This is a genomic window from Streptomyces sp. NPDC051020 (genome assembly GCF_040683105.1).
In the GTDB taxonomy this organism is placed as follows: Bacteria; Actinomycetota; Actinomycetes; order Streptomycetales; family Streptomycetaceae; genus Streptomyces.
Genome location: NZ_JBFBCG010000006.1, coordinates 57,661 through 76,105, shown reverse-complemented (window position 1 = coordinate 76,105; position 18,445 = coordinate 57,661). Strand labels below are relative to the sequence as shown.

At 69.0% G+C, this 18,445-nt stretch carries 10 protein-coding genes and 1 pseudogene; 3 read left to right on the top strand and 8 right to left on the bottom strand.

The annotated features are described in order from the left end of the window. Positions 1-174 precede the first annotated feature (174 nt). Positions 175-357 (bottom strand): hypothetical protein, encoded by a 183-nt coding sequence (locus tag AB0N06_RS05425; RefSeq protein ID WP_366133383.1) that lies wholly within the window; start codon positions 355-357, stop codon positions 175-177. Here AB0N06_RS05425 and AB0N06_RS05420 point away from each other — a divergent pair. Continuing rightward, positions 350-571, top strand: a complete 222-nt coding sequence (locus tag AB0N06_RS05420; protein WP_366133382.1) for a zinc ribbon domain-containing protein — start codon at positions 350-352, stop codon at positions 569-571. The genes AB0N06_RS05425 and AB0N06_RS05420 overlap by 8 nt on opposite strands. A 204-nt stretch (positions 572-775) precedes the next feature. Here the strand turns inward: AB0N06_RS05420 and AB0N06_RS05415 are convergent, their stop codons facing one another. Next, entirely contained in the window at positions 776-1,702 is a 927-nt protein-coding gene (locus AB0N06_RS05415; protein ID WP_366133381.1) for a TIGR04222 domain-containing membrane protein, read from the bottom strand. Positions 1,703-2,097: 395 nt separating this feature from the next. Here AB0N06_RS05415 and AB0N06_RS05410 point away from each other — a divergent pair, with 395 nt between their 5' ends. Further along, entirely contained in the window at positions 2,098-4,308 is a 2,211-nt protein-coding gene (locus tag AB0N06_RS05410; RefSeq protein ID WP_366133461.1) for a UvrD-helicase domain-containing protein, read from the top strand. Here the strand turns inward: AB0N06_RS05410 and glgB are convergent. The 4 genes from glgB to AB0N06_RS05390 all read right to left on the bottom strand — a co-directional run bounded on the left by glgB (position 4,265) and on the right by AB0N06_RS05390 (position 12,323). Continuing rightward, positions 4,265-6,754 carry a 1,4-alpha-glucan branching enzyme gene (gene glgB, locus AB0N06_RS05405; RefSeq protein ID WP_366133380.1) on the bottom strand — a complete coding sequence of 830 codons (2,490 nt, stop codon included), beginning with the start codon at positions 6,752-6,754 and terminating at the stop codon, positions 4,265-4,267. The genes AB0N06_RS05410 and glgB overlap by 44 nt on opposite strands. 98 nt (positions 6,755-6,852) lie before the next feature. Beyond that, positions 6,853-8,256: a maltokinase gene (locus AB0N06_RS05400; protein ID WP_366133379.1), complete on the bottom strand. Its 1,404-nt coding sequence runs from the start codon at positions 8,254-8,256 to the stop codon at positions 6,853-6,855. 312 nt (positions 8,257-8,568) lie between these two features. Further along, positions 8,569-10,275: a maltose alpha-D-glucosyltransferase gene (gene treS / locus AB0N06_RS05395; protein WP_366133378.1), complete on the bottom strand. Its 1,707-nt coding sequence runs from the start codon at positions 10,273-10,275 to the stop codon at positions 8,569-8,571. Next, positions 10,272-12,323 carry an alpha-1,4-glucan--maltose-1-phosphate maltosyltransferase gene (locus tag AB0N06_RS05390; RefSeq protein ID WP_366133377.1) on the bottom strand — a complete coding sequence of 684 codons (2,052 nt, stop codon included), beginning with the start codon at positions 12,321-12,323 and terminating at the stop codon, positions 10,272-10,274. The genes treS and AB0N06_RS05390 overlap by 4 nt, the downstream gene beginning before the upstream one ends. Positions 12,324-13,260: 937 nt before the next feature. Between AB0N06_RS05390 and glgP the strand changes: the two genes are divergently transcribed. After that, on the top strand, positions 13,261-15,864 hold the full coding sequence (gene glgP, locus AB0N06_RS05385) for an alpha-glucan family phosphorylase (RefSeq protein WP_366133376.1): 2,604 nt from the start codon (positions 13,261-13,263) through the stop codon (positions 15,862-15,864). A 6-nt stretch (positions 15,865-15,870) separates the two neighbouring features. Here glgP and AB0N06_RS05380 read toward each other — a convergent pair. Continuing rightward, positions 15,871-15,966: pseudogene (locus tag AB0N06_RS05380) on the bottom strand (DNA-binding response regulator); the annotation flags it as partial. A gap of 90 nt (positions 15,967-16,056) precedes the next feature. Then, on the bottom strand, positions 16,057-18,084 hold the full coding sequence (locus AB0N06_RS05375) for a M4 family metallopeptidase (RefSeq protein WP_366133375.1): 2,028 nt from the start codon (positions 18,082-18,084) through the stop codon (positions 16,057-16,059). Between the last annotated feature and the right edge of the window lie 361 nt (positions 18,085-18,445).

Here is an 18,445-nt window from a genome sequence, read left to right as displayed (position 1 = left end):
CCAGGGGCGGTCGGTGTCGAGCTTCCCCGCCTCGATGCCCCAGACCGGTTTGTGCCCGCACCGGCTGCCCGGGCCTGCCTACGAGGCCGCAGCCGTCAACCTGTACCCTCTCGTCCGAAATGCGGGCGTGAGATCCCGGGCCGGGCGGCCGTCCACGCCGCTCGGCCGCCTCCATCACTCGAAGGCGAACGGCCCGGTCCGGCGGCTGTAGGACTTGAGATCTCCCCGCAGGATCGCCTCGACGACCTCGCGCGGCGCGCCATTCCCCGCCGCAGATCCTGCTCTGGTCTTTGCCCGGCGGGCAGGGTCGACAGCAGCCAGTCGCTTGCACTCGGCCCGGTAGGCATCAGTGCCCATCACGTTGTGCGTTGGCCTGGACATACTCGAGTGGGTGCAACGTGAGCGCCCCTTGCAGCGGCCCCGATGTACGCGATGCGTCAAGGTCATCGAGGACAGCAATTGGGTTGCTTGTCCGTACTGTGGCCAGTTGCGGCGACGAGAATGCAACGCTTGCGGCGAGCAGATTCAGGCAGCCTGGAAAGCTTGTCCGCATTGCGGGCATTCGGTATGATCTTCAAGTAGGCATCATCGTCCGAGACGACGAGGATCAGCATACGGCCTCGATCACCGGCAGGTCGTGGCTGAAGGGTTGCGAACCATCCGTGCAGGAGAGCGTGTCCGTTTCCACATCTCGGCCGGGAGCGTGCGGCGGACTTGGCGATGCCTGTAGGCCACTGGGCGAGTTCGTACGCGGAGAAGGTGTGAGCCGCAACGCTCAGTAGTTCCCGCCACCGCCGCAGCTGTGGTGGTGACCTTCTCCGTCGTACGAGGAGCCGTGCGAGCCGTACGAGTCGTGGGAGCTGCCGGATCCATAGGAGCTGTGGTCGCTGCCGGTGCCGCCGCTGTCCGGGCTCCGGTCGGCGTCGTCCGAATCCAGTGCCTTTCCGTACTTGATCAGCATCCGGCCCACCGACGGCAGACGGCCCCCGCCCCGGCGCCGAGAGCGTCGGTGCTCACCCGGCAATCCGCCCCGCCCGTCGAAGACCACGGCCCCGAGCGCAGCCGATGCCCACAGCTCGCCGGTACGTATCGCTGCGAGGCGGCGACGGCCCGCCGGGGTCAGCGGACCCCGCGCCGGGCACAGCACCCGCACGGCCAGACAGCAGGCGCCCACCGCGATGAACGGTGTCGTCTGCCGCAGCCCCTGCGGGACGGCGAAGGCGGTCAGGACCGCCGTGCCGCACACCACGGCGACCAGCGCTCGCGCGGCGAACAGCCGGGCCCGGGCGCGGGGCGGGGCCATGAGGAGACCGGACGAGACGAGCCGGTCGCCGAGCTCTTGTACGGCCCCGGCCCGCACCGCCCGTACCCGCAGCAGCGTCGGCGTCGTGGAGCCCGCTGTCCGCCATTTTTCGACCACGGCTCGTTCCACCGGATGCTCGGGTTCCGTCCAGGGCTCGGGCAACCGCAGCCGCCCACCCGACCCGATCACGACGTTGTTGTCACTGCCCCACAGGGTATGGAGCGCCGCCTCCACCACCCGCTTTGGTCCGCCCGCCAGAAACGCCGCATCATACGGACCCAGTTCGGGCGCGCGCTCCTGGCGCCGCCACGGCAGCAGTCGCCGACCGGAGAGGGTCAGGCAGGCGGTGGCAGCGACCAGTGCGGTCGCGGCGTCGATGAGTGCGAGTGTGGTCCACATGGCAGCCCCCGATCCGGACGTGCTCCGGATGAATGTGCGTATGCGAGGGGTATCTCCGTGTGAAGCACGGTCAATCCGAACAGGCCTGATTTCAGAGCTTTTTCTGAGCTTGTTCCGAGCTGCTGGGTGCCTCGCGCCGTCGCGGCCGGGCTGCTGGGCGGCGATCCGGTCGATCCCGTCCACGCACCGGAGGAGCCCGTGCCGGCGCTGCCGTCGGACTTCCCCGTGCTCGCGGGCGGGCCATCGGACGCAAACAAAAACCCCGGTCCGAATTGACGGCCGGGGTATTTCTTCGCCTATATTGAATAGTTCCGTGTGCGCATGGAGCGCAATATGCGGAAAACTTTCAATAAACATACTCTATCGCGTCAGGAACTGAATTGTCAACCGAGGAAATGCGGCAGGAACAGCAATTCGTCTCCCTCGCGCACAAGCGGCTCGACCAGCTCCGGGTAGCGGCCGAAGCCGCCATGCACGCCACGATTGCGCAGCTCAGCACCGATCGACAGGCGCGGGTGGAGCGCGATGTCAGCGTCGCCGAGTACTCCGCCTCGCTCGCCTCGCTGAATGCCGCCGTCACGGGACTCTGTTTCGGACGGATCGACAGGCGCGACGGAGTCACGTACCACATCGGGCGCACCGGAATCCGGCGGGACGACGCCGAGCGGACCCCGTTGCTGATCGACTGGAGGGCTCCCGTCGCGCGGCCTTTCTATCTCGCGACCGGGTATGAACCGATGGGGCTGCGCCGCAGGAGGCACATCACCACGCAGGGGCGCACGGTCACCGGGTTGCACGACGAGATCATGGATCTCGCCGACACCACCCGCACCGGATACGAGTCGCACGACGCCGACGAGGTGCTGCTCGCCGCGCTGAACAGCGCCCGCACGGGCCGGATGGGCGACATCGTCTCGACGATCCAGGCCGAGCAGGACCACATCATCCGCGCCCCGCAGCGCGGGGTGCTCGTCGTCGAGGGAGGGCCGGGCACCGGGAAGACCGCGGTCGCGCTGCACCGGGCCGCGTATCTCCTGTACGCGCACCGGGAGCAGCTCGCCAAACGGGCCGTGCTGATCGTCGGGCCCAACCCGGCCTTCCTCGGCTACATCGGCGACGTGCTGCCCTCGCTCGGTGAGACCGGCGTGCTGCTGTCGACGGTCGGTGAACTGTTCCCCGGCGTGCACGCCACCGGCACCGACAGCCCCGCGGCCGCCGCCGTCAAGGGACGGGCGGACATGGCCGGCGTACTGGCCGAGGCCGTACGGGACCGGCAGCAGGTGCCCGAGAAGGGCGAGCCGATCGTCATCGCGCACGACGACGGGGAGCTGATCCTCGACTGGGACATGGCGGTCGAAGCGCGGCACAAGGCCCGCGAGACCGGGCTGCCGCACAATCTCGCCCTGCCCACCTTCGCCTTCCGGATCATCGACGATCTCACCATGCAACTCGCCGACCGCATCGGTGCCGACCCCTACGGTGGCCCGAACTTCCTCGGCCCCGACGACATCGCCCAGCTCGGCAAGGGCATCGCCGCCAGCACGGAGGTGCACGCCGCCATCACCTCCCTGTGGCCCCCGCTCACCCCGCAGGAGTTCCTCGCCGGCTATCTGGAGGAGCCCACGCATCTGGCCGAGGACGACGCCGAGCTGCTCCGGCGCGCGGAGAAGGCCGCCTGGACACCTGCCGACGTGCCCCTCCTCGACGAGGCCGCCGAGCTCCTCGGTGCGGACGACTCCGCCGCCCGGGCCGCCGCCGAGGCCGAGCGGGCCCGCCAGATCGCCTACGCGCAGGGCGTCCTCGACGTCTCGTACGCCTCCCGTACCTACGAGTTCGAGGACAAGGAGGACATCGACGAGGACGCCTCCGAGGTCCTCGCGGCGCACGACATCATCGACGCCGAACGGTTCGCCGAGCGTCAGGAGGAGGCCGACCACCGCAGCGCCGCCGAGCGCGCCGCCGCCGACCGGACCTGGGCGTTCGGACACATCATCGTCGACGAGGCGCAGGAGCTGTCGGCCATGGCCTGGCGGCTGCTGATGCGCCGCAGCCCGACCCGCTCGATGACCCTGGTCGGCGACCCGGCCCAGACCGGCGACCTGGCAGGCTGCGACTCCTGGCAGGAGATCCTCGCGCCGTACGTCCAGGACCGCTGGCAGCTGGCCCGGCTCGGGGTCAACTACCGTACGCCCGCCGAGATCATGGAGTACGCGGCCGTGCGGCGCCGGGCCGCCGATCCCGCCTTCGAACCCCCGCGCTCCATCCGCTCCACCGGTGCACGGCCCTGGGAGCGCACCCTGCCGCTCGCCGACGTGGCCGGGCTCGCCGAGGCCGAGACCCCGGCGGAGGGCAGGCTCGCCGTCATCGCCCCGCGCGAGCTCCACGCGGAACTCACAGGACTCGACGACGGGCCGCTGGATCTGCACCGGCCCGTCGTCCTGCTCGACCCGCGCCAGGCCAAGGGCCTGGAGTTCGACACGGTTCTCGTCGTCGCGCCCGCGCTGATGACCGCCAACGATCTCTATGTGGCGCTGACCCGGGCCACCCAGCGGCTCGGGATCATCACACCGGCTTCAGCCACAGCGTCGCCAGCGGCGGCAGAGTGAGCTGGACGCTCGTGCGGTGACCGTGGGCGGCGACGGACTCCGGCTTCCGCGGATCCGGGTTGAGGACGTCACCGCCGCCGTACCGTGCCGCGTCCGTGTTGAGCACCTCTGCCCAGGCGGACACGGACGGCGGCACGCCCAGCCGGTACTTGTGGCGGACCACCGGCGAGAAGTTCGACACCGCGAGCAGCGGCGCACCGTCCGCGTCGAAACGCAGGAAGGCGAAGACATTGTCCTCGGCGGCTCCGCCGTCGACCCAGGCGAAGCCCTCGGGGACGGTGTCCCGCTGCCACAGCGCCGGTGTCGCCGCGTACACCGCATTCAGCTCACGCACCAGGTCCCGTACACCCCGGTGGTCCGCCTCCGCCGCGTACGACGGGTCGAGCAGCCACCAGTCGGGACCGTGTCCCTCGGACCATTCCGCGCCCTGGGCGAACTCCTGTCCCATGAAGAGGAGTTGCTTGCCCGGGTGGGCCCACATGAAGCCGAGGTACGCGCGGTGATTGGCGCGCTGCTGCCACCAGTCGCCGGGCATCTTGCTGACCAGAGCCCGCTTGCCGTGCACGACCTCGTCGTGCGAGATCGGCAGCACGTAGTTCTCGCTGTACGCGTACACCATCGAGAACGTCATCTCGTTGTGGTGGTACTTGCGGTGAACGGGCTCTTTCGTCATGTACTCCAGGGAGTCGTGCATCCAGCCCATGTTCCACTTCAGCCCGAAACCGAGTCCGCCGAAACCGCCGGGGCCGGCATGATGCGTGGCGCGCGTGACGCCGTCCCAGGCCGTGGACTCCTCGGCGATGGTGACGACGCCCGGGTTGCGACGGTAGACCGTGGCGTTCATCTCCTGGAGGAAGGAGACGGCATCCAGATTCTCCCGGCCACCGTGTTCGTTCGGAGCCCAGTCCCCGTTCTCGCGCGAGTAGTCCAGGTAGAGCATCGAGGCGACGGCATCGACCCGCAGCCCATCGATGTGGAACTCCTCGCACCAGTACGTGGCGTTGGCGACCAGGAAGTTGCGCACCTCCCTGCGGCCGAAGTCGAATTCGAGCGTGCCCCAGTCGGGGTGCGCGGCCCGGGACGGGTCCGAGTGCTCGTACAGCGGACGGCCGTCGAACTCGGCAAGCGCCCAGTCGTCCCGTGGGAAGTGCGCGGGCACCCAGTCGATGATGACGCCGATGCCGGCCCGGTGCAGTGCGTCGACGAGATACCGGAAGTCGTCCGGCGATCCCATCCGCGAGGTCGGGGCGAAGAAACCGGTGACCTGATAGCCCCAGGAACCGCCGAACGGATGCTCGGAGACTGGCATCAGCTCCACATGTGTGAACCCCAGATCCTTTACATATGAAGGGAGTTGCTCGGCGAGCCGGCGGTAGGTGAGACCGGGGCGCCAGGACGGAAGATGCACCTCGTACACCGAGAACGGCGCCTCGTGCACGGGTACGTCCCCGCGGTGCGCCATCCACTCCTGATCCCGCCACTGATGGTGCGAGGCCGTCACGATCGAGGCGGTGGCGGGTGGGACCTCGGCATGGCGGGCCATCGGGTCGGCGCGCACCGTGTGGGAACCGTCCGGCCGGCAGATGTCGAACTTGTAGAGCGCGCCCTCCCCGATCGCGGGAAGGAACAACTCCCAGACCCCGGTCGAACCGAGCGAGCGCATCGGGAAGCCCGTGCCGTCCCAGTAGTTGAAATCCCCGACGACCCGGACCCCGCGGGCATTGGGTGCCCAGACGGTGAACCGTGTTCCCCTGACCCCCTGGTGTTCCATGGGCTGCGCGCCGAGGGCCGTCCACAGCTCCTCGTGCCGCCCCTCACCGATCAGATGCAGATCGAGTTCGCCGAGCGCGGGCAGGAATCGGTACGGATCCTGGACCTCGATCTCGTTGTCCTCGTAGCCGACCAGGAGCTGGTACTCGGGGACGGCGGGCATCGGCAGCAGCCCGGAGAACAGCCCGTCGCCGTCGTCGTGAAGCTCCGTCCGCAGCCCCTTGGCGAGGACGGTCACGGAACGCGCGTACGGACGCAGCACCCGGAGCGCCACACCGCCGCGGACCATGTGCGCGCCGAGCAGATCGTGTGGTGCGTGGTGCTCACCGGCGAGCAGCCGCCCGCGGTCGCCGTTGTCGAGGGCACGCACCGGCCGGACCCCGCGGCCACCGCCGCCGGTGCGCCGGGGACGGGACGGTGCGGCAGTGGTCTGCTTCTCCGTCCCCTTCTTCGGCTTGGCGGGGGAAGCCGTTGAGGCCGAGGGGCCCGCAGGTGCTGACGGTGCCGCGGGGGCCGGAGTCGCTTCTTGCGTTGCGGGTGTCGCGGCGGCGACTGGAGGCGCGGCGGTTGCGGGTGTCGCGGCGGGCTCCGTGGGCGCGGGCTCGACGGGCGTCGGCGGTGGCGACGCGGCCACGGTGGGATCGGGCGCGTTGCTGGACGGGTTGCGGGCGGTCACAGGGACTGCCTCCTCGGGGGTGTGGGTGAATCGGGGCGGGCGGGGCGTGACGGGCGGGGGAACGCCGCCGTGGCCGAAACCGAGCGGTGTGCGGCGCATCAGTCGACGGCGGCGGCCAGACGTTGGATGGCGGCCATCGGCACCGGCAGCCAGTCGGGCCGGTGCCGGGCCTCGTACACCACCTCGTACACCGCCTTGTCCGTCTCATGGGCCCGCAACAATTCCGGTTCGCTGCGCGGATCGACGCCTGCGGTCTGCGCGTACCCGTCGCAGTAGGCAGTCCGGCAGCGTGCCGCCCACTCGGCGTCCCAGGGCCGGTGGGAGCGGGCCGCGTAGTCGAAGGAACGGAGCATGCCCGCGATGTCGCGCACCGGAGGCTGCGGACGGCGGCGTTCCAGAAGGGGCCGCGCCGGTTCGCCCTCGAAGTCGATCAGTGACCAGAAGCCGTCGGCCGCGCGCAGGGTCTGGCCGAGATGCAGATCGCCGTGCACGCGCTGCGCGGCCCAGCTCCGGCCCCTGTGACCCAGTGCGGCAACGGCGTCGAACGCGGTACGCAGCCCGGGAACATACGGCACCAGCGCCGGTACCGCGTGGGCAGCCGCCTCCAGCCGCTCCATCATCCCGGCGGCGAGATTCTCGGTCTGGGAGCGGCGCAGCACGGGCGTCGGCAGCGCGGCGGCGAGTGCCGTGTGCACCTCGGCGGTGGCGCGTCCGAGTGCGTGGGCCTCACGGGTGAAGTCATGGCCCGTGGCCAGTGCCCGTAGCGCAAGCTGCCAGCCGTCCTCCGCGCCCCGCAGGAAGGGCTGGAGAACGCCGAGGGTGAGCGGCTCCGATGCCGTCGCCTCGAACCAGGCGACGGGTTCCGGCACCCGACCGCAGCCCTCCCGCGAGAGGGCGAGCGGCAGTTCCAGATCGGGATTGGTCCCCGGGAAGACCCTGCGGAAGATCTTCAGGATGTAGGCGTCGCCGTAGACGAGCGAGGAGTTGGACTGCTCCGTGTCGAGCACCCGCGGGGCGAGCCCGGCGGGGACGGGGGCGGCGCCCCGGTCGAAACGGAGGGGGCCGAGGGTGCCGGGGGTGCGCAACCGTTCCAGCAGAAGTTCGGCGAGCCGCGGATCGTGCAACCCCTCGTAGACCGCCAGACCGGCCAGTGGACCCCCCTTCACATGGCCGATGAGGGCGGGGGCGAGCCACGGTGGCAGCGTGGCCCGGACTCCGAGCAGCATCTGGTAGCAGTCGTCGGGCGAGGCCGGCATGGACGGCTGATGGACCCGGACCAGCAGATGGAGCAGCCCGGGCCCGTTGTCGGCGTCGTTCCCTGCGGATTCGGCATCCACCGGCAGTATTTCGGTCGCTGAGACAAGGGAGAAGGCTGTGACCGGCTGTCCCTTGCCTGCGAACCACCGCTGCCGAGGCAGCCACTCATGCAGCAGTGGGGCGAGTGACGGGAGTAGTGCTGTGCTGTTGGCGAGGGCGACCCGAGTGGATGCAGCCTTCGACATGGCATCGCGTCCTTTCCCCGGGCACACCACAGGATGCGAAAAGTGTCCCGGATTGCGGCAATAGCTGTCCGGCTGTGCGGGACGTGTCGGGTCAGGATGGTCCGTACGGACTCGACGCGCAGGGCTCCAGGAACCCCGGGAGCCCCCTGAGGTCCCCGACGGACCAAGACCGGCAAAGGCGACTCCGCCGAACTCCGAAGGACTTGGGCGAATTCGGGGAGAAAGGCCCTGAAGAGCTCGATATGGGGAGAGACTGCCCCGTGCGGGGCGGCGGAAACCGCCCCGCTGGGCATGCGCGAAAGTGGCGCCGCATCAGATCTGCGGCGCGTCCTTCCGCAACCTGAACCAGTAGAACCCGTGCCCGGCGAGAGTCAGCAGGTAAGGCCACTGACCGATGGCGGGGAAGCGCACCCCGCCGATCAGCTCCACCGGATGACGCCTGTTGAACGTTCGCAGATCGAGCTCCGTCGGCTGCGCGAACCGCGAGAAGTTGTGCACGCACAGCACGAGATCGTCCTTGTACTCACGGGTGAAGGCGAGCACCGCGGGGTTCGAGGACGGCAGTTCGTTGTACGACCCGAGACCGAAGGCCCGATTCTGCTTACGGATCTCGATCATCCGCCGTGTCCAGTGCAGCAGCGACGACGGCGAGGCCATCGCCGCCTCGACGTTGGTCACCTGGTAGCCGTAGACCGGGTCCATGATCGTGGGGAGGTAGAGCCGCCCCGGATCGCTGGAGGAGAATCCCGCGTTCCGGTCGGGCGTCCACTGCATCGGGGTGCGTACGGCATCCCGGTCGCCCAGCCAGATGTTGTCGCCCATCCCGATCTCGTCCCCGTAGTACAGAATCGGGGAACCCGGCAGCGACAGGAGCAGGGCTGTGAACAGCTCGATCTGGTTGCGGTCGTTGTCCAGGAGGGATGCGAGCCGCCGCCGGATGCCGATGTTGGCCCGCATCCGCGGATCCTTGGCGTACTCCGCGTACATGTAGTCGCGCTCTTCGTCCGTGACCATCTCGAGCGTGAGCTCGTCGTGGTTGCGCAGGAAGATGCCCCACTGGCAACCGGAGGGAATCGCCGGGGTCTTCGCCAGGACTTCCGAGACCGGATAGCGGCTCTCGCGGCGCACGGCCATGAAGATGCGCGGCATCACCGGGAAATGGAACGCCATGTGGCACTCGTCGCCGCCGGCCCGGAAGTCACCGAAGTAGTCGACGACGTCTTCCGGCCATTGATTGGCCTCGGCGAGCAGCACGGTGTCCGGGTAGTTCGCGTCGATCTCCTTGCGCACCCGCTTGAGGAACTCGTGGGTCTCCGGCAGGTTCTCGCAGTTCGTGTCCTCTCGCTGGTACAGATACGGCACGGCGTCCAAGCGGAAGCCGTCGATACCGAGATCCAGCCAGAACCGGAGGGCGGAGACGATCTCCTCCTGCACTGCCGGGTTCTCGTAGTTGAGATCCGGCTGGTGGGAGAAGAACCGGTGCCAGTAGTACTGCTTGCGCACCGGGTCGAAGGTCCAGTTGGACGTCTCCGTGTCGACGAAGATGATCCGCGCGTCCGGGAACTGCTTGTCGTCGTCGGCCCAGACGTAGTAGTCGCCGTACGGCCCGTCGGGATCGCTGCGCGACTGCTGGAACCACTCGTGCTGATCGCTCGTGTGGTTCATGACGAAGTCGATGATCACGCGCATCCCGCGATGGTGCGCGGCATCGACGAACTCCACGAAGTCGGCGAGATCGCCGAACTCCGGCAGTACGGCCGTGTAGTCGGAGACGTCGTATCCGCCGTCGCGCAAAGGCGACGTGAAGAACGGCGGCAGCCAGAGGCAGTCGACGCCGAGCCACTGCAGGTAGTCCAACTTGGCGGTGAGGCCTTTGAGATCGCCGATGCCGTCGCCGTTGGAGTCGTGGAAGGACCGGACGAGGACCTCGTAGAAGACGGCGCGCTTGAACCAGTCGGGATCGCGGTCCTTGGCCGGGGTGTCCTCGAACGTGTCGTGGACGGGCTCATTGACAATCATGGTGTGGGTGACCCTCCGGTCGGCGGGGACGGTCGCAGGACGACGATGTGCGCGGGCGTGACGCCCGGCTCCAGACGCACATAGCAGGTCCTGCCCCAGTGATAGGTGTGGCCGGTGAGCTCGTCGCGCACCGGCACGGTCTCGTGCCAGTCGAGGCCGAGGTGCGGCATGTCCAACGAGACCGTGGCCTCCTGGGTGTGGTGAGGGTCGAGGTTGACGACCACCAGAACGATGTTCGAACCCGAGCGCTTGCTGTACACGATCAGCGCGTCGTTGTCGGCGGCGTGGAAGTGCACGTCGCGCAGCTGCTGCAGTGCGGGATGACGGCGCCTGATCCGGTTGAGCGAGGTGATGAGGGGAGCCAGGGAGCGGCCCTCGCGCTCCGCCGACTCCCAGTCCCTGGGCCGGATTTCGTACTTCTCCGAGTCGAGGTACTCCTCGCTGCCGGCCCGCACCGGGGTGTTCTCGCACAGCTCGTACCCCGCGTACACGCCCCAGGACGGCGAGAGCGTCGCGGCGAGCACGGCCCGCACCTCGAAGGCCGGGCGTCCGCCGTCCTGGAGATAGCCCGGCAGGATGTCCGGGGTGTTCACGAAGAAGTTGGGCCGCATGGAGGAGGCCGTTTCACCGGCCAGCTCGGTGACGTACTCCGTGAGCTCCTGCCTGGTATTGCGCCAGGTGAAGTACGTGTACGACTGCTGGAAACCGACCGTGGCGAGCGCATGCATCATCGCGGGGCGGGTGAATGCCTCGGCCAGGAAGATCACATCGGGGTCGGTGCGGTTGATGTCGGCGATCACCTTCTCCCAGAAGATCACCGGCTTGGTGTGCGGATTGTCGACGCGGAAGATCCGTACCCCGTGGTCCATCCAGAACCGCAGGATGCGGACGGTCTCCGCGACCAGCCCCCGCAGATCCTTGTCGAAGGCGATCGGATAGATGTCCTGGTACTTCTTGGGCGGGTTCTCCGCGTGCGCAATGGTGCCGTCCGGGCGGTGGTGGAACCACTCGGGATGCTTCTCCACCCACGGATGGTCGGGAGAGCACTGGAGCGCGAAGTCCAGCGCGATCTCCATGCGGAGGGCGCGGGCGGTTTCGACGAAGTGGTCGAAGTCGTCGAGCGTGCCGAGTTCGGGGTGGACGGCATCGTGACCGCCCTCGGCCGAACCGATCGCCCACGGCACCCCCACGTCGTGGGCACCGGCTGACAACGAGTTGTTCGGGCCCTTGCGATGGGTGGTCCCGATGGGGTGGATGGGCGGCAGATAGACGACGTCGAACCCCATGGCGGCGACTGCGGGAAGCCGCTCGGCAGCAGTACGGAACGTGCCGCTGACAACCCTTCCCCGGTGTTTCTGCAGATGGTCCGCAGCCTTCCCCGTCCTGCCCTTGCTCGCCTTCGCCGGCTCGGCCGGCTCGAACCTGGCACCCTCCGACCGCGGGAACAGCTCGTACCAGGAACCGAACAGGGCCCGTCGGCGCTCGACGACGAGGGGGAGCGGCCGGGCCGCGGTCACCAGTTCGCGCAGAGGATGGCGGGCGAGCGCGGCGGTGGCCTCGGGGGCGAGCGCGGCAGCGAGCCGCGCGGCGGCCGGCCGTGACGCGTCGCGCAACGCATCGGCCGCGGCCAGCACCGCCTCACGCCCGTCCTGTTTCGGTACACCCCCGGCGGCCCGCTCGTACAGCTCGGCGCCCTCCGCCAGGACGAGCGCGGTGTCGATTCCCGCAGGAATCTTGATCTGCGCATGCTGGCGCCAGGTGGTCACCGGATCGCTCCAGGCCTCGACCGTGTACGTCCAGTGCCCTTCGGAGTCCGGAGTGACATCGGCGCCCCAGCGGTCGGTGCCGGGAGCGAGCTCCCGCATCGGCGTCCACGGACCCGGACGGCCGCTCGGATCCCGCAGCACGGCATTGGCGGCGACCGCCTCGTGCCCCTCACGGAAGACGGTGGCCGTGACCTGGAAGGTCTCACCGGCAACGGCCTTGGCGGGCCTTCTGCCGCAATCGACGAGAGGACGGACGTCGAGGACGGGAATGCGACCGATCATGGAATCACCTGGGGACTGGAACTCGGGCTGCACGGGACGCGGGGCGGGCGTGGAGAGACGAGTGCGTACGCCGCGACTGTGGGGGTCCGTCCTTTCTAGCTGCTCCGTTGACGGCTGATGGGGTGTGAGCATGGCCGCTCCTCTCCGCATTCACTCGAATGGCACTCGAATGGCTGGGGCGCGGGTGTGGTGCGCGGGTGAGTACCGGATGCGCACCGGACGCGTAAGGACTGCATACGAACCGCTGCCGCACCGCAGATGAACCGCATTCGGGCTGTATTCGGGATGTGTACCGCAGAAGCCTTCCCGCGGTTGTCGGGGGGCCAATCCGGTGGTTTGTTAACTACTCGGGCGTAGCGGTGAAGGTCTGACTACGCCGGCTCCGCCCGGTGTGCGGAGGCTCGCGAAGACCGTCCTCAGCCGTCGCCGAGGCAGCGCCAGGGGCTTCGGCCACGCCTGTCCGCATCGTCCTGTGCCGGTCGTGGGTGTCGTCGTGTCAGTCCCATGAACCGAAACCTCCTCCTCGACGTGGTGCGCGTCGCACGGAGTCGCGTCGAAGGCCGGCCGGTCCGCCTCGACCCGGCCCCCGTACACGCCACTGGGCAGCCTTCCCTGTGCCGTGAAGGGCCACAAGGCTGCCCGAGGGGGTGGAATCGGCCATAACGCCTGGGGCGGATGAGTACCGATCTACGGAGAGGGGGCGATGGGGCGGACGAGACGCAGGGGGCCGCTGATCCGACGCCGGGACTGCGCCGGGGCCGGGGCCGGGGCCAGGGGCGGATCCGGGGGCGGGCGGATCGCCGGGCGCCATTCGTTGTGAGCCGGTCGCGCGCCGTGGCTGCGGAGTACGGCACACCGTTACCGTCGAGGGTGACGCAGCGGCGCACACCGTGGTGCGTCCCCTCGGATTCGTACGTCGCCTGTAAAGGTGGAATGCGTGAAGGCCATTCGTCGATTCACCGTGCGTCCTGTCCTCCCCGATCCCCTTCAACCGCTCAGCGACCTCGCCCGCAACCTGCGCTGGTCCTGGCACACCGAGACACGTGAGCTCTTCCAGGCAGTCGACCCGGAGGGCAGGCACGCGGCGGACTCCGATCCCGTACGTCTGCTCGGCGCCGTCTCTGCCGGGCGCCTTGCCGAGCTGGCCCAGGACCAGCGGTTTCTGCACCGGCTGACCGAGGCGTCCGCCGCCCTCCAGGAGTATCTCAACGGTCCGCGGTGGTACCAGGAGCAGCTGGCGCAGGGTGCGGAACTGCCCGCCGCCGTGGCGTACTTCTCGCCCGAGTTCGGCGTGACAGCAGCCCTTCCGCAGTACTCCGGCGGACTCGGCATCCTCGCCGGGGACCATCTGAAGGCCGCCAGCGACCTGGGTGTGCCTCTCGTCGGGGTCGGCCTGCTCTACCGGCGCGGCTACTTCCGGCAAAGCCTGTCGCGCGACGGCTGGCAGCAGGAGCACTATCCGCTCCTCGATCCGAACGAACTGCCGCTCACCCTGGTGCGCGAGGCCGACGGAACACCGAGCCGCGTGGTACTGGCCCTTCCGGGGGGCCGCTCGCTCCACGCCTACATCTGGCAGGCCCAGGTCGGCCGCGTCCCTCTGCTCCTGCTCGACTCCGATGTGGAGGAGAACGCACCCGGCGAGCGCGAGGTCACCGACCGGCTGTACGGCGGTGGCAGCGAACACCGGCTGCTCCAGGAGATGCTGCTCGGCATCGGCGGCGTACGAGCCGTGCGGACCTACTGCCGGCTCACCGGGCACGCGGACCCAGAGGTCTTCCACACCAACGAGGGGCATGCCGGTTTCCTCGGTCTTGAACGCATCCGTGAACTCTCCGGAACCGGGCTGGATTTCGACTCCTCGGTCGAGGCGGTGCGGGCCGGCACGGTGTTCACCACCCACACCCCCGTGCCTGCCGGAATCGATCGCTTCGACCGGGAACTCATCGCCCGTCACTTCGGCGACGACGGCGAACTGCCGGGTGTCAGGGTGGAGCGGATCCTGCAGCTCGGTATGGAGACGTACCCCGGTGGCGAGCCCACCCTCTTCAACATGGCGGTCATGGGCCTGCGGCTCGCTCAGCGGGCGAACGGCGTCTCCACCCTGCACGGGGCGGTCAGCCGGCAGATGTTCGCCGGGCTGTGGCCGGGCTTCGACGCCGCGGAGGTGCCGATCACCTCGGTGACCAACGGCGTTCACGCGCCCACCTGGGTCGCCCCCGAGATCTTCGGGCTGCGAGCCCGGTACGGTGGCACGCCGGGACGCTGGGACGCGGCGGCCGGAATCCCTGACCGCGAAATCTGGGACCTGCGGCGGACGCTGCGCGAACAGCTGGTGACCGAGGTCCGCACGAGGCTTGCCGCCTCCTGGCGCACGCGTGGTGCGGAGCCGGCCGAACTGGGTTGGATCGACGGCGTGCTGGACCCGGATGTGCTGACGATCGGCTTTGCCCGCCGCGTGCCCTCCTACAAGCGGCTGACCCTGATGCTCCGTGACCGCGACCGGCTGACGGAGCTGCTCCTGCACCCGACGCGGCCGATTCAGATCGTTGTCGCGGGCAAGGCGCACCCCGCCGACGACAGCGGAAAACGGCTGGTCCGGGAATTGGTCCGGTTCTCCGACGACCCCAGGGTCCGCCACCGCATCGTCTTCCTGCCCGATTACGGGATGGCCATGGCGCAGAAGCTCTACCCCGGCTGCGACGTCTGGCTCAACAACCCGCTGCGGCCCCTGGAGGCCTGCGGCACGAGCGGCATGAAGGCCGCGCTCAACGGAGGTCTCAACCTGTCCGTGCTCGACGGCTGGTGGGACGAGTGGTTCGCACCCGACTTCGGCTGGGCGATCCCGACCGCCGACGGGTCCGCGATGGACGAGGACCGGCGCGACGAGCTGGAGGCGAATGCCCTCTACGAGCTGATCGAGGAGCGGGTGGCACCGCGCTTCTACGACCGGGGCGACGACGGGCTTCCCGAGCGCTGGGTCGAGATGGTCCGCCGCACCGTGGGCACGCTCGGTCCCAAGGTCCTCGCCGGACGCATGGTGCGCGAGTACGTCGAGCGGCTGTACACCCCTGCCGCGCTTGCCCACCGTTCCCTGGACTCCGCCACGGCGCGGGAGCTCGCGGACTGGAAGGCCCGGGTCCGTGCTGCCTGGCCGCGGGTCGCGGTCGACCATGTGGAGGCCGTGGCGCCCAGCACGATCGGCGGTTCGGCCGAGCTGGGGGCGACGCTGGCGCTGCGTGTCCGGATCGCTCTCGGAGCACTGGAGCCGGACGATGTGGAGGTGCAGGCGGTGGCCGGGCGGGTCGACTCCGCCGACGCGATCTCGGACGCCCAGTTCTTCCCGCTGAAGCCGACCGGAGGCCAGGACCTGGAGGGTCGCTGGCTGTACGAGGGCCCGCTCGCCCTCGACCGCACCGGCCCCTACGGCTATACGGTCCGCGTGCTTCCCGCTCACCCGTTGCTGGCAACCAGCGCGGAACTCGGCCTGGTCGCACTGCCGACGGAGGCGACGGGCGACGGTGCGGGCCTGCTGATGCGCTGACCACCCGTCCTCGACGACCTCGATGGCGGGGTCGGTGGCGAGGATCGCCCGGACACCCGCGCGTATCGTGCTTTCGTCGTCGGCGAGCAGCACCCTGATCATGCGGCCCACCCCACGGCGAACCGCCCGGGAGGAATGAGAGCTCCTCCCGGGCGGTTCGCCGCATCACGTTCTCGGAATGCGGTGCTGGGTTCAGAAGGTCAGCTTGAAGCTGTTGATCTTGCCGGTGTCACCCGAGTAGACGTCCTGGACCTTCAGCTTCCAGGTGCCGTTGGCCGCCACGGACGACGCGTTGACCGTGTACGTCGTCTGGACGTTGGGCGCCGAGTCGCTGATCGAGGAGTTCTTCAGCCGGTAGGTCGTACCGTCCGGGGCGACGAGGTCGATGACCAGGTCACCACGCCAGGTGTGGGTGATGTCCACGCCGACCTTGAGGGTGCTGGGCGCGTTGCCCGTGATGCCGGTGACGTTGACCGAGCTGGTGACGGCCGCGCCGCGGTCCGGGATGGCGACGGGGGTGGTGTTCTCGAAGACCGTGCCGCCGGGGTCGGTGCCGCCGGAACGCGAACCGACGCTGATGGCGGCCCAGGCGTCGGCGACCGCCTTGTACTCGGCGCTGGTCGTGCCGTACAGCTCACCGGCCGCGGCGAGGGTACCGGTGCGAGCCGCCGCGTAGTTCGTCGTGGAGGTGAACTTGGTGGTGAGCGCCTTGAACCAGATCAGGGCAGCCTTGTCGCGACCGATGCCGGTCACCGGCAGACCGTCGGAGGTCGGCGAGTCGTAGTTGACGCCGTTGATGGTCTTCGCGCCGCTGCCCTCGGAGAGCAGGTAGAAGAAGTGGTTCGCCGGGCCCGAGGAGTAGTGGACGTCGATGCTGCCGATGCCCGAGTACCAGGCGTCCTTGGACGCGCCGTCCTTGCTCGGCTTGTCCATGTATCGCAGCGGGGTGCCGTTGCCGTTGATGTCGATCTTCTCGCCGACCAGATAGTCACCCGGGTCGGCGGTGGTGTTGGAGTAGAACTCGACTGCGGCGGCCATGATGTCGCTGGTCGCCTCGTTGAGGCCGCCGGACTCGCCGCTGTAGACCAGGCCGGCGGTGGTGGAGGTGACACCGTGTGTCATCTCGTGCGCGGCCACGTCGAGGGAGGTCAGCGGCTTGGCGTTGCCGCTGCCGTCGCCGTACGTCATGCAGAAGCAGCTGTCGCTCCAGAACGCGTTGACGTAGGCGTTGCCGTAGTGCACGCGGGAGTACGCGCCGACGCCGTCGCCCCGGATACCGGCGCGCCCCTGCACGTTCTTGTAGTAGTCCCAGGTCTCGGCCGCGCCGTAGTGGGCGTCCGCGGCCGCGGTCTCGGCGTTCTGCGGGGTGCCGTTGCCCCACACGTCGGTGGAGTTGGAGAACAGCGTCCCGGTGCCGGAGGTGCCGTGGTTCAGGTTGTACGTCTTGTGGTTGCCGCGTCCGGTGTCGGTCAGCGTGTACGACGGCGCGGTGCCGAGCGTGACCTGGCCGTTGTACTGGGTGTTGCCGGTACCGGTCTCGATGGCCTGCCACTCGTAGAGCTTCGCACCGGTGGACGCGTCAGTGACGACGTGCAGTTCGTTGGGGGTGCCGTCGTCCTGGAGACCGCCGACGACGGTCTCGTAGGCGAGCTGCGACTTGCCCTGCGCCATCCAGACCACCTTGCGCGGTGCCCGGTCGGCGACGGTCTTCTTGGAACCGGCGGCCTTGGCCGCGCCGAGAGCCTGCGTCTCGGCCTTGGCCGGGGCGATGTCGGCCGCGGTGTCGACGGCCTTCAGCTGCGCAGAGGTGACCTTGGACGCCTTGGTGACGCTCTCGGTCCTGCCGGCCTTGGTCTCCTGGACGACCAGGTCGCCGCCGAGCACCGGAAGGCCGGCGAAGGTGCGCTCGTAACGGGTGTGCGTGGTGCCGTCGTTGTCCTGGATGACATCCCGGACGACGAGCTTCTCCTGAGAGCCGAGACCGAGCTCCTTGGCCGTGGCCGCCTTGCTCGCGTTGGCCTCGCGGATCAGCTCGGCTCGCTTGGACGGGGTGAGCTGCTTGGCCAGTGCGCCGTGTTTGGCGTCGGCGGTCGCCGCCGCCGCGGTGGCGCTGCCGGGAGTGGCCGTGGCCGTACCGGCCTGGACTCCGACGGCGAGGAGGGCTGCTGCGGCTATCAGAGCGCCGGTCGCGGTGGCACGACGGCTGGGCGTGGATCTCACGCGGACTCCTTCTGCGAGGGGGGTACCGGCGGCTGAGTGAGCCGACCGGGCAGAACAGGCGGTGCGCGGAACGTGGGAAGAGTGTCAGCCGATGTACGTTCCTGTCAGGACCGCGTCAACAAGTTGGCCGGAATTCGTTCGTTGCCAGAAAGGTCATGTTCGTTAAGCGGACGTTCCACCGGTCGTTACCGAGAGGGCGTTCGTGGTCCGGAGCGGCCGATTTTGATGAGCGGGTCCCGGTTGAGCTCGAACACATCTGTGCGAACGGCGCGTTCAGCACGGGGTCGTGACCAATGGCCGAAAGTGTCGTGCATGGTGGCTCGTTCTGAACGGGTCAGTCCAGTACGAGGATGATCCTCCG